Below are 12,059 nucleotides of genomic sequence, written 5' to 3'. Positions count from 1 at the left end.
AGGCGCGCTTCATCCGGGCCTTGGAGAAGGCCGGGCGGCTGAACCGCGCCATCGAGTATCTGCCGACCGAGGAGGAGCTGGCGCAGCGGATGGCGGAACGGCGCGGGTTGACGCGTCCGGAGCTGGCGGTGCTGCTGGCCTACGCCAAGATCACGCTGTACGACGACCTGCTGGCGTCGGATTTGCCGGACGACCCGGCGATGGCGGAGGACCTGCTGCGCTACTTCCCGCAGGCCCTGCGGGAGGGGCAGCGGGACGCCATCGGCCGGCATCGCCTGCGGCGGGAGATCGTGGCGACGCAGGTGACCAACAGCCTCGTCAACCGGGTCGGCCCGACCTTCGTCAAGGAGACGATGGAGAAGACCGGCCTCGGCCCCGCCGACGTCGCCCGCGCCTGCGTCATCGTGCGCGAGGTCTTCGGCCTCTCCGACCTCTGGGACGCCATCGACGCGCTCGACACCCGCGTCCCGGCGACGGCGCAGACCGCCCTGCAGTTGGACATCCTGGCGCTGATGGAGCGCACGGTCGCGTGGTTCCTCGCCAACGCCGCGCACCCGCTGGATCTGGCCGCCGAGGTCGCGACCTTCCGTCCGGGGCTGGAGACCCTGGCCGGCACCCTCGACCGCGTGCTCGACGCCGAGGAATCCTCCCGCCTCGACGCCCGCGCCGCGAGCCACACCGCCCACGGCGTGCCGGAGGCTCTGGCCCGCCGCGTCGCCGCCCTGCCGGTGCTGGCGGCGGTCCCCGACCTCGTGCGCATCGCCGGCCGCACGGGACGGGCGGTCCCGGAGGTCGCCGCGGTCTATTTCGGTCTGGGCCGGCGCTTCGCGCTGGAATGGCTGCGCGACAAGGCCGTCGCGGCGCGGATCGACAACCATTGGCAGCGCCAAGCCGTGGCCGCCATCGTCGACGACCTGTTCGCCCACCAGATGGAACTGACCGTCCGCGTGCTGGAGCAGGACGCGGAGACGCCCTCGGTGGAAGGCTGGGTCGCCACCCACGCCGCCGCCGTGGACCGGGTGGAGCCGCTGGTCGCCGAGCTGCGCGCACAGGCCACCATCGATTTGCCGATGCTGACCGTCGCCAGCCGCCAACTGCGCGGACTTACCACCGGCGCGTGAGGACCAAGCCCCGCCATCCCCGACTCCGGGCGTGCGATACCAAGTGCTGACGAGAGCCCTTCTCCCGCAAGGGGAGAAGGGCTTCTGTCCACGTTTATCAGGCGTGGCGGGGGCGAACCCAAATCTCTACACCACCCCACCCTCCCCGTGCCCCCCGACCAAGGTCGGGGGTGACACGGATAGTTTGGACACCACACAATCTCCTCGAAAACCGAGGACTGTGCTCGGTCATAGGCCCCGCCGTCGAACCGAGGGCCTTCCAAACGAAAACACGGCACACGAAACCCTGGGAGGGTGTTGAAACATGGCCTACGCGGCATCGACGGGGGACTCCGTCCGCCCCATGACGGCCGAGGAGAAGAAAGTCATCTTCGCCTCGTCCCTCGGCACCGTCTTCGAATGGTACGACTTCTACCTGTACGGATCGTTGAGCGCGGTCATCGCCGCGCAGTTCTTCTCGGGCGTCAACCCGACCGCCGCCTTCATCTTCGCGCTGATGGCGTTCGCCGCCGGCTTCGCGGTGCGTCCCTTCGGCGCGCTGATGTTCGGCCGGCTCGGCGACATGATCGGCCGCAAATACACCTTCCTCGTCACCATCCTCATCATGGGCCTGTCCACCTTCATCGTGGGCATCCTGCCGAACTACGCGTCCATCGGCATGGCCGCCCCGATCATCCTGATCGTGCTGCGCCTGCTGCAAGGGCTGGCGCTGGGCGGCGAGTACGGCGGCGCCGCGACCTACGTCGCCGAGCACGCCCCGCACGGCCGGCGCGGCAACTACACCTCGTGGATCCAGACCACGGCGACGCTGGGCCTGTTCCTGTCGCTGCTGATCATCCTGGGCTGCCGCGTGGCGATGACGCCGGAGGACTTCAACGCCTGGGGCTGGCGCATCCCCTTCCTGATCTCGATCGTCCTGCTCGGCATTTCCGTCTGGATCCGCCTGATGCTGAACGAATCGCCGGCCTTCAAGAAGATGAAGGACGAGGGCAAGCACTCCAAGGCGCCGCTGACCGAATCCTTCGCCCGCTGGCCCAACCTGAAGATCGTGCTGCTCGCCCTGTTCGGCCTCGTCGCCGGTCAGGCGGTGGTCTGGTACACGGGGCAGTTCTACTCGCTGTTCTTCCTGACCCAGACGCTGAAGGTCGACGCCCAGGCCGCGAATCTGATGATCGCCGCCGCCCTGCTGATCGCCACCCCCTGCTTCGTGCTCTTCGGCACGCTGTCCGACAAGATCGGCCGCAAGCCGATCATCATGGCCGGCCTGGTGCTGGCCTGCCTGACCTATTTCCCGATCTTCAAGGGCATCACCCACTACGCCAACCCGGCGCTGGAGGAGGCCATCGCCACCGCCCCGGTCGTCGTCACCGCCGACCCGAACGAGTGCTCCTTCCAGTTCAACCCGGTCGGCACCAGCCAGTTCACCAGCTCCTGCGACATCGCCAAGAGCGCGCTGGTCCGCCGTGGCATCCCCTACACCAACGAGGCCGCCCCGGCCGGCACCGTCGCCTCGATCAAGGTCGGCTCGACGCTGATCCCGTCCTACTCGGCCGTCGCCTCGGGTCCGGCCGCCGTGTCGCTCGGCCACGGCCCGTCGACGGCCACGCCCGCCGCCGCCCCGACCGACGCCAAGGCCGCCGGCGCCGCCTTCGACAAGGGTCTGGGCGACGCGCTGAAGACCGCCAACTACCCGGCCAAGGCCGACCCGGCCCGCATCGACACCTTCATGGTCGTGGTTCTGCTGACGGTGCTGGTCATCTACGTGACGATGGTCTACGGCCCGATCGCCGCGATGCTGGTCGAGATGTTCCCGACCAAGATCCGCTACACCTCGATGTCGCTGCCCTACCACATCGGCAACGGCTGGTTCGGCGGCTTCCTGCCGACGACCTCCTTCGCCATCGTGGCGGCGACCGGCGACATCTACTCCGGCCTCTGGTACCCGATCGTCATCGCCGCCGCGACCTTCGTCATCGGCATGCTGTTCGTCCGCGAGACCAAGGACGTGGACATCTACCAGCACGATTGAGGGCACGCCTTGCCCCCTCCCTAACCCTCCCCCGCTTCGCGGGAGAGGGAACTCCGCCGAACCCCGACAAGCATCCTACCCCCCTCTCCCGCCGCAGGCCGGGGAGGGATGGGGAGGGGGCCGGCGGACCACCACACCACAAACGGGCGGAGGGGCTTTCCCTCCGCCCGTTTCGTTCGTGTGTGATACCCTCTCGTCCCATAGGGAGAAAACTCCAAGACAAGGGATGCGAAAAGCCCGATGGAAAGCTGGTTCGTCCTCGTCGCCTCGCTGGCCTACCTGATCTCGCTGTTCGCCATCGCGTGGTACGGCGACCGCACCGCCGGCAGCGGGGGCGACCGGCGCACGCCGCTGCTCTACGCGCTGAGCTTCGGGGTCTACTGCACCTCCTGGACCTTCTACGGCGCGGTCGGGCGGGCGGCGACGGGCGGCTTCTATTTCCTGCCCATCTACATCGGCCCCATCGTGATGATCGGGCTGGGCTGGCCGATCCTGGCCCGCATCGTCCGGGTCGCGAAGTCCGAGAACGTCGTTTCCATTTCCGACTTCCTCTCCGCGCGCTACGGCAAGAGCCGCAGCCTCGCGGCGCTCGTCACCGTCACGGCGGTGATCGGCCTTCTCCCCTACATCGCCCTGCAATTGAAGGCGATCAGCGTCAGCTTCGAGATCCTGGCCGGCGACACGCTGGGGTCGGAGGTCAGCCAGCTTCCCGGCGGCACCGCGCTGCTGGCGGCGCTGCTGATGGCGGCCTTCGCCATCCTGTTCGGCGTGCGCAACATCTCGGCCAACGAGCACCATCGCGGCCTGATGATGGCCATCGCGGCGGAATCGGTGGTGAAGCTCGCCGCCTCCATCGGGGTCGGCGGCGCCATCGCCTTCGCCATCTTCGGCAACCCGGCCAACTTCGTCGAGACCGCCGCCAGCCACCCCGGTTTCCTCGAACTGATGAGTCTGGGCAACATCGGCGCCGACTGGTGGGTGGCCTGCGTGCTGTCGGGGCTGGCGATCCTCTGCCTGCCGCGCCAGTTCCACGTCGCGGTGGTCGAGAACACCCACACCGGCGACGTGCGCTCCTCGGCGCGGCTGTTCCCGGCCTACCTGATCGTCATCAACCTGTTCGTGCTGCCGGTGGCGCTGGCCGGGCTGATGCTGTTCCCGGACGGGGCGATCAACGCCGATACCTTCATGGTCTCGATCCCGCTGGAAAAGGGCTGGCCCTGGCTGGCGCTGATCGCCTTCATCGGCGGGCTGTCGGCGGCGACCAGCATGATCCTGGTCGAGATGGTGGCGCTCAGCACCATGATCTGCAACGACATCGCCGTGCCGCTGCTGATGGCGCTGCGCCCCGACGACCGCCGTCTGCGCGACGAGCCGGCCGCCGTGCTGCTGGCGGTGCGACGCTCGGCGGTGATCGTGCTGGTGCTGCTGTCCTACGGCTGCTACCGGCTGATCGGCCCGGCCTTCCCGCTGGCCACCATCGGCATGATGAGCTTCACGGCGGTGGCGCAGTTCGCCCCGGCGCTGCTCGGCGGGCTGGTGTGGAGCCGCGCCAGCCGGGCCGGCGCCTTCGCCGGCATCTGCGCCGGCTTCGTCGGCTGGGCCTACACCATGCTGCTGCCCTCCTTCGCCGACGCCGGCTGGCTGGCGACGCGGGCCTTGCAGGAGGGGCCGTTCGGCCTGACCGGCCTCAGCCCCCTGGCGCTGGCCGGCATCGGTGGCATCGACCCGCTGTCCAACGCGGCGCTGTGGAGCCTCGGCCCCAACCTGTTCCTCTTCGTCGTCATCTCGCTGCTGACCCGCCCCTCCACCCTGGAGAAGCAGCAGGCCGCCCGCTTCATGAGCCTGCGCCGGGCCTCGGACGGCGAGGCGCACGGCCCGCGCGGGGCGACCCTGGCCGACCTGCACGATCTGGCGGTGCGCTACGTCGGGGCGCCGCGCGCCGACGCCGCCTTCCGCCGCTTCACCGCCATCCGCGACGGCGACCTGAACACCGCCCTGCTCGCGCGCAGCGACGGCGAGGCGATCCAGATGACCGAGCGGCTGCTGGCCGGCGCGGTCGGCTCGGCCTCGGCCCGCGTGGTGGTGGCGGGGCTGCTGTCGGACCGGCGGCTGTCGCGCACCGACGCGCGGTCCATCATCGACGAGGCGTCGCGCGCCATCCTCAAGCAGCACGAGCTGCTGCGCGCCACCGTGGAGAACATCCCCCAGGGCCTCGCCGTGTTCGACGAGGACTGGCGCGTCGCCACCTGGAACAACCAGTTCGTCGTGCTGCTGGAACTGCCGGACGGCTTCGTGCAGGTCGGCACCTCGCTGGAGGCCATCGTCGGCTTCATCGACCGGCGCGGCGAGTACGGCCACAACGGCGAGATCGAGACTCTGATCGCGCGGCGCTCCGACCCGCGCCGCCGCAACCGGCCGGATGTGTACGAACGGGTGCGCCCGGACGGCTCGGTGCTGGAGATCGCCACCAACCCGATGCCGGGCGGCGGCTTCGTCGCCGTCTACACCGACGTCACCGAGCGCCACCGCGCCGCCGCCGCCCTGCGCGAGGCCAACGAGACGCTGGAGCGCCGCATCGCCGAGCGCACCCGTGACCTGTCCGACGCCAAGGGCGAAGCCGAGCGCGCCAACCGCAGCAAGACCCGCTTCCTCGCCGCCGCCAGCCACGACCTGCTGCAACCGCTCCACGCCGCCCGCCTGTTCCTGTCGGCGCTGGGCGAGCGCAACCAGGACACGGCGATCCGCCAAATCGACGCCTCCCTGCGCTCGGTGGAGCAGATCCTCGGCGACCTGCTGGACGTGTCGAAGATCGACAGCGGAGTCGTCCGCCCCAACCCGGTGCCGATGCGCATCGACGAACTGCTGAAGCCGCTGGGCGAGGAGTTCACCGTGCTGGCCAGCCGCCACGGGCTGGGGCTGCGGACGGTGGACTGCTCGGCGACGGTGCGCAGCGACCCGGCGCTGCTGCGGCGCATCCTGCAGAACTACCTCGCCAACGCGGTGCGCTACACGCGGACGGGCCGCATCCTGCTGGGCTGCCGGCGGCGCGGGGAGTGCCTGTCCATCGAGGTGTGGGACACCGGCCCCGGCATCCCGGAGCACAAGGTGCCGGAAATCTTCATGGAGTTCCGCCAGCTCGACAACAACCAGACGGACGAGCGCGGCGGCAAGGGCCTCGGCCTCGGTCTTGCCATCGTCGAGCGGCTGGCGGGGATCCTCGACCACCCGGTGCAGGTGCGCTCGACGGTCGGGCGGGGCAGCGCCTTTTCCGTGCTGGTGCCGCTGACCGACGAGCGGGTCGCCGTGCGCGCCGTGACCGTGCGGCCCCGCGTGCGCGACCTGCGCGGCGTGCTGGTGCTGTGCCTGGAGAACGAGCCGGCCATCGCGCGGGCGACCGAGGATCTGCTGTCGAGCTGGTCCTGCCGGGTGGTGACCGCCGCGACGCCCGCCCTGGCGCTGTCGGGGCTGAACGGCCAGATCCCCGACGTGATCCTGACCGACTACCACCTCGACCGCAGCCTGACCGGGGTGGAGGCGCTGGGCGCCTTGCGCCGGACGCTGGGCAGCGCCATCCCGGCGGCGGTCGTCACCGCCGACCGCGACGCCGCCGTGCGCGAGGACATCGAGGCGGCGGGCTGCCGGCTGCTCTACAAACCGGTGCGGCCGGGCGCGCTGCGGGCATTGCTAGGGCAACTGCTGACCGAGGGGCAGCGGATGGCGGGGTGAGCGTCAGGCAGCGGGAATTTCGTCCAGGCTGGTGAAGACCGGAAGGCCACGGTTCCGGAACCGCTCGACCTCCTCGTCCGCCCCCCTGGATGGCCCGCCGACCCGCAGGCAGGCGTCGCAACGCTCCGCCAAGGCCAGCGACACCGGCATCATGATGTCGGAAAAACTCGCCTCCCCCGCAATCTCGATCAAGGGCAGCGCGGCGTTCACCCCAATAAGCGGAATGTGTCCCCGCCGGAAGACAAGAAGGGCGGTTTCGTTCAGGACCCTGAGGTTGGCGGCGCGCTGCGCGGCGTCGGCGTTTCCCGAGCTGTAGGGGCCGGCGACCATGATCAGCATCCGTCACGCCTTCCCGTTGGATTCGACACCGCCGACGCCGTCCAAAGACGCTCGGCACCGTCCTTCGTGTTTCCTCATACGATGTCGTATGACGAAGCCGGAAAGCCGCCTCACTCCACCGGCGGCGGCGGGGCCGGGGCCAGCGCCAGTTGGCTCGCCAGCACGGCGGCCTGGGTGCGGGTCAGCACGCCCAGCTTGCGCAGGATCGTCGTCACATGCGCCTTCACCGTCGTCTCGGCGACGTTCATCTCGTAGGCGATCTGCTTGTTGAGCTTGCCCTCGGCGATGCCGGCCAGCACGCGGAGCTGCTGCGGGGTCAGCGTCGCGGCGCGCTGGGCCGGGTCGGGAGCATCCGCCTCCAGGCCGCGAATCTCCGGCAGCCACAGCTCGCCGTCCAGAACCGCGTGGATCGCCTCGATGATCTGGGTGTTGGGCGCCGATTTGGGCACGAAGCCCGAGGCGCCGTAATCGATGGCGCGCTGGACCGTCACCGGATCCTCCGAGGCCGACACCACGATCACCGGGATGGCCGGGTGTTCGGCGCGCAGCATCATCAGCCCGATCAGCCCGCTCATCCCCGGCATGTGCAGGTCGAGCAGGATGATGTCGGCCGCCTCGCCGGATTCCAGCATCGGCTTGATCTGGTCGAACCGCGAAACCTCCAGAATCTCGGCGCCCGCCATCGCCTGCCCGATGGTCTGGGTCAGCGCGGTGCGCATCAGGGGGTGGTCGTCGGCGATCAGAATGCGGTGAGACATGGACAATCCGATAAGAAAACCATGCCCGCAGTATCGGCCCACAGCCGCGCGTTGACAACTGCGCCCAACGCCGCGCGTCACTTTTCCCAACGAAAAGAAAGGATACGGCGCGCGGCCGGCAACGGCCTTATCCCCCGGCGTAAGGAATCGCGTGGGCGCTGGTGCGGTCGTGGATGGCTTGGCGACGGAAACGGTGGAGTTCGGCCGGGCGCCCGCCAGTCTGGCTCTCGAACTGGCCGGTCGGCTCGACCAGCCCGCCGGCGATCATCATGCGGCGGAAATTCTGCTTGTGGACGCATTCCCCCGACAGTGCCTCCACCACGCGTTGAAGCTGGTGCAGGGTAAAGACGGGCGGCAGCAGTTCGAAGACGATGGGCCGGTATTTCAGCTTGCCGCGCAGCCGTTCCAGCGCCGCCGCCAGGATGCGCCGCCCGTCGCGCGCCATCGGGCGGCCGAGCGCGCGCGGCATGATGCCCCCCGGCGATGGAGCCGCGCCCATCCGCGCGGCCAGATCGCGGTCGCGGAAGGATTCCACCACCAGCCCGGCCTCGTAGAGCAGTTCGTAGCGCTCCTGCACGCGCTCCATGTCCCACTCCGCGCCGTCCAGCCCGAAGGCGAGCTGCGCGCGCTCGCCGCGCCGGGCGCGGGACTCCGAATCCCCGGCGGCGGCGATCCAGCCACGCAGGGCCGGTTCGATCACGCTGTCGAGCAGGGCCGGGCGCTGCTCGCGCCAGTCCTCCCAGGGGAAATGCTCGTAGAGCGCCTTCCACTCCGCCGAGGCGCCGCCGCCCAGCGGCCCGTCGCGGACCAGCGCCAGATAGCCGACCACGACCGAGCGCGGCCCGCCGAACAGCTCGTGCGGGTCGCGGTAGCGGTCGCCGAAGGTGTAGAGCTGTTCGACGTAACGCAGCGACAGACCGGACAACCCTTCGGCCACGGCGCGCACGCCCTCCTGCAAGGTGCGGAAGCGCGACGGCTCGAAGGGCGCGCCCGGCAGGGCGTCGCGGTGGGGCAGCGGTTCGTCGCCCCGGCGATGCTCGGGCGGAACCGCGAACTCGCTGCGCACCGTCACCACGCGCGGCGTCGCCCCGGCCACCGCCACCACGGCGACCGACAACCCCAACTGCACCCCATCCGTCACGGCGTTCGCTTTCCCCTACCCCCGGTCCGAATCCCTCTCCCGCCCCGGGAGAGGGAAGGGGCCCATGCGCCAGCATGGGAAGGGTGAGGGGCTATCGGGGCATGCATTCGTACCACGCCCTCTAGCCCCTCACCCTCCCCACCGCTTTGCGGCGGGTCCCCTCCCTCTCCCGGGACGGGAGAGGGCTACACACGCCTCAACGCTTGTCGAGCGGCACGAAGGCGCGGGCAGGGCTGCCGGTGAAGAGCTGGCGCGGACGGCCGATGCGCTGGTCGGGGTCCTCGATCATCTCCTTCCACTGGCTGATCCAGCCGACGGTGCGGGCCAGCGCGAACAGCACGGTGAACATGCTGGTCGGGAAGCCCATCGCCTTCAGGATGATGCCCGAATAGAAATCGACGTTCGGGTACAGCTTCTTCTCGATGAAGTACGGATCGGACAGCGCGATCTTCTCCAGTTCCATCGCAATGGCGAGGTGCGGCTCGTCCTTGATGCCCAGAACGCCCAGCACCTCGTAACAGGTCTCGCGCATGATCTTGGCGCGCGGGTCGTAGTTCTTGTAGACCCGGTGGCCGAATCCCATCAGGCGGAAGCTGTCGTTCTTGTCCTTGGCGCGCGCGATGAACTCGGGGATGCGGTCGACCGAGCCGATCTCCTCCAGCATCTTCAGCACGGCCTCGTTGGCGCCGCCATGGGCCGGACCCCACAAGGCCGCGATGCCCGACGCGATGCAGGCGAACGGGTTGGCGTGCGACGAGCCGGCCAGACGGACGGTCGAGGTCGAGGCGTTCTGCTCGTGGTCGGCGTGCAGGATGAAGATCTTGTCCATCGCCTTGGACAGGACCGGATCGACCACCCACTCCTCGCAGGGCGTGCCGAAGGTCATGTAGAGGAAGTTCTCGGCGTAGGTCAGGTCGTTGCGCGGGTACATGAAGGGCTGGCCCGACGTGTACTTGTAGGCCATCGCCGCCATGGTCGGCATCTTGGCGATCAGGCGGTGCGCGGCGATCTTGCGCTGCACCGGATCGAAGATGTCGGTCGAGTCGTGGTAGAAGGCCGACAGCGCGCCGACCACGCCGCACATGATCGCCATCGGGTGGGCGTCGCGGCGGAAGCCGCTGTAGAACTTGGCGAGTTGCTCGTGGACCATCGTGTGGTAGGTGATGGTGCGCGCGAACTCGGCCTTCTGCTCGGCGTTGGGCAGCTCGTTGTTCAGCAGCAGGTGGCAGACTTCGAGGAAGTCGCAGTTGTCCGCCAGATCGGCGATGGCGTAGCCGCGGTGCAGCAGGATGCCTTCGTCGCCGTCGATGTAGGTGATCGCCGAATCGCAGGCGGCGGTGGAGGTGAAGCCCGGATCATACGTGAAGTAACCGGTGGCGGCGTAGAGCTTGCGGATGTCGATGACCCGCGGCCCGGTGGAGCCCTCCAGCACCGGAAGCTTCAGCGTCTTGCCGGTGGCGTCGTCGGTCAACGTGACGGTGCCGACCTCGCTGACATCGCCGTGGGGCGTGTGCTTGCTCGATTCCATGACCTTTTCACTCTCCTTGGCTGGTCGGCGCTTGGCGTGCCGGCCCGCGCGGGGTGCGCGCGGACAGAGCTTGGCGTTGTGCCGCCTTTGGTTCTTACCCGTTTTGATCCACCCACGCCAACAGGCGGCGGTCCGGGGTGGGGAACCTCGGAGCCGTCGGCGGGGTTGAATGGACAGAGACTAGCACGAGGATATCATGACCGACACGCCCGACGAACGTCCCTCCCCCGAACGCCCTAGCGCCGATCGTCCCGGTGCCGGCACGGGGCAGCCCACCCCGCGCGACGAAACCCCGGCCGGCCAGCGCTCCCCGCGCGAGGACATGCGCAAGACGCCCGGCGACGGCACGCTCCAGGACGCCACCCCCGCCGGGCTGTCGTCGAAGGAGTTGCGCGAACGCGCCGAGGAGATCGACGGCTCGGCCCAGCCGGGCACTGGTTGACCAAGCCCTCTCCCGCCCCGGGAGAGGGAGGGGACCCGCGCCGCAGGCGTGGGGAGGGGGAGGGGCTATCGGGCGTGGTACGCAATCCATGTTCCGATAGCCCCTCACCCTTCCCATGCTCCGCATGGGCCCCTTCCCTCTCCCGGGGCGGGAGAGGGAACTGGACGCGATCATCCCTTGCCCCCGAGAACAGGGCATTACCCGGCCGTGACCTCTGCACCCATCCGGCGGCAGCGATAAGTTTACGATTGCGATTTAAAATCATTTTGCCGACTTTGCTCTATGCCTTTGAAAGACCATGCCTTGGCCCCGCCCTCCGTTTCCCTGTCGCTGAAGCGCCGCGAGTTGCTGATCGGGTGCGGCGTGCTGGTGGTGATGTCCGACGCCGCGCTGGCCCTGCCCTCCGCCCCGCGCCGGCTGTCCCTCCGGAACCAGCACACCGGCGAATCCTTCGACGGCCCCTACCGCGATGCGTCCGGTCCCCTGCCCGACGCGATGACCGATCTGGCCCAGGTCCTGCGCGACCACCACGCCAACAAGGTCGGGCCGCTCGACGTGGGGACGCTCGATTTCCTGGCCGACATCATGGACGTCGTCGGCCAGCCCAAGGCGACCATCCTCTCGGCCTTCCGCACCCCGGAAACCAACGCCAAGCTGGCCGCCAAGTCGCTGGGAGTCGCCGAGCACAGCCAGCATCTGCTGGGCCGCGCGCTGGACGTCACCTTCCCCGCGCGCCTGCCCGACGCGCACCGCAGCGCGCTGGACCTGAAGCGCGGCGGGGTCGGCTGGTACCCGCGCTCGCATTTCCTGCACATCGACACCGGGCCGGTGCGCAGTTGGGAGATGTTCGGCCAAGGGCTGGAGGGGCTGTTCGCCAGCGGCGTCCGGGGCCGCCCCCGGACGGTCGCCCAGCGCCAGGCGCTGCACCGCGCGCTGGCCCGCCGCCAGCTGTTGCTGGGCCGCCGCTGAGGCGAC

At 69.4% G+C, this 12,059-nt stretch carries 8 protein-coding genes and 1 pseudogene; 5 read left to right on the top strand and 4 right to left on the bottom strand.

What is annotated here, in order from left to right:
* The 3 genes and pseudogenes from EJ913_RS15645 to EJ913_RS15635 form a co-directional block, all read left to right on the top strand.
* A pseudogene (locus EJ913_RS15645) lies at positions 1 to 1,121 on the top strand (NAD-glutamate dehydrogenase domain-containing protein); the annotation flags it as partial.
* A gap of 304 nt (positions 1,122 to 1,425) precedes the next feature.
* Entirely contained in the window at positions 1,426 to 3,150 is a 1,725-nt protein-coding gene (locus EJ913_RS15640; protein ID WP_126999454.1) for an MFS transporter, read from the top strand.
* A 240-nt stretch (positions 3,151 to 3,390) separates the two neighbouring features.
* The gene (locus EJ913_RS15635) at positions 3,391 to 6,876 is read left to right on the top strand and encodes a hybrid sensor histidine kinase/response regulator (protein ID WP_126999452.1); all 3,486 of its coding nucleotides are present in this window, start codon (positions 3,391 to 3,393) and stop codon (positions 6,874 to 6,876) included.
* Positions 6,877 to 6,879: 3 nt separating this feature from the next.
* Here EJ913_RS15635 and EJ913_RS15630 read toward each other — a convergent pair whose 3' ends face one another.
* The 4 genes from EJ913_RS15630 to gltA all read right to left on the bottom strand — a co-directional run bounded on the left by EJ913_RS15630 (position 6,880) and on the right by gltA (position 10,642).
* The gene (locus EJ913_RS15630; protein ID WP_211098964.1) at positions 6,880 to 7,206 is read right to left on the bottom strand and encodes a hypothetical protein; all 327 of its coding nucleotides are present in this window, start codon (positions 7,204 to 7,206) and stop codon (positions 6,880 to 6,882) included.
* A 119-nt stretch (positions 7,207 to 7,325) separates the two neighbouring features.
* Positions 7,326 to 7,973: a response regulator gene (locus tag EJ913_RS15625; RefSeq protein ID WP_126999448.1), complete on the bottom strand. Its 648-nt coding sequence runs from the start codon at positions 7,971 to 7,973 to the stop codon at positions 7,326 to 7,328.
* 127 nt (positions 7,974 to 8,100) lie between these two features.
* Entirely contained in the window at positions 8,101 to 9,114 is a 1,014-nt protein-coding gene (locus tag EJ913_RS15620) for an NUDIX hydrolase (RefSeq protein WP_126999446.1), read from the bottom strand.
* Positions 9,115 to 9,310: 196 nt separating this feature from the next.
* A complete protein-coding gene (gene gltA, locus EJ913_RS15615; RefSeq protein ID WP_126999444.1) occupies positions 9,311 to 10,642 on the bottom strand; it encodes a citrate synthase in 1,332 nt (443 codons plus the stop codon).
* A gap of 196 nt (positions 10,643 to 10,838) precedes the next feature.
* On the opposite strand from gltA, the gene EJ913_RS15610 reads away from it, so the two are divergent.
* Together EJ913_RS15610 and EJ913_RS15605 are read left to right on the top strand one after the other, a co-directional pair.
* Positions 10,839 to 11,084 (top strand): hypothetical protein, encoded by a 246-nt coding sequence (locus tag EJ913_RS15610; RefSeq protein ID WP_126999442.1) that lies wholly within the window; start codon positions 10,839 to 10,841, stop codon positions 11,082 to 11,084.
* Positions 11,085 to 11,387: 303 nt separating this feature from the next.
* The gene (locus EJ913_RS15605) at positions 11,388 to 12,053 is read left to right on the top strand and encodes a YcbK family protein (RefSeq protein WP_244939372.1); all 666 of its coding nucleotides are present in this window, start codon (positions 11,388 to 11,390) and stop codon (positions 12,051 to 12,053) included.
* Positions 12,054 to 12,059: the final 6 nt, after the last annotated feature.

Origin of the sequence: Azospirillum doebereinerae (assembly GCF_003989665.1) — a bacterium.
In the GTDB taxonomy this organism is placed as follows: Bacteria; Pseudomonadota; Alphaproteobacteria; order Azospirillales; family Azospirillaceae; genus Azospirillum; species Azospirillum doebereinerae.
This window is presented reverse-complemented; position numbering and strand designations above follow the sequence as displayed.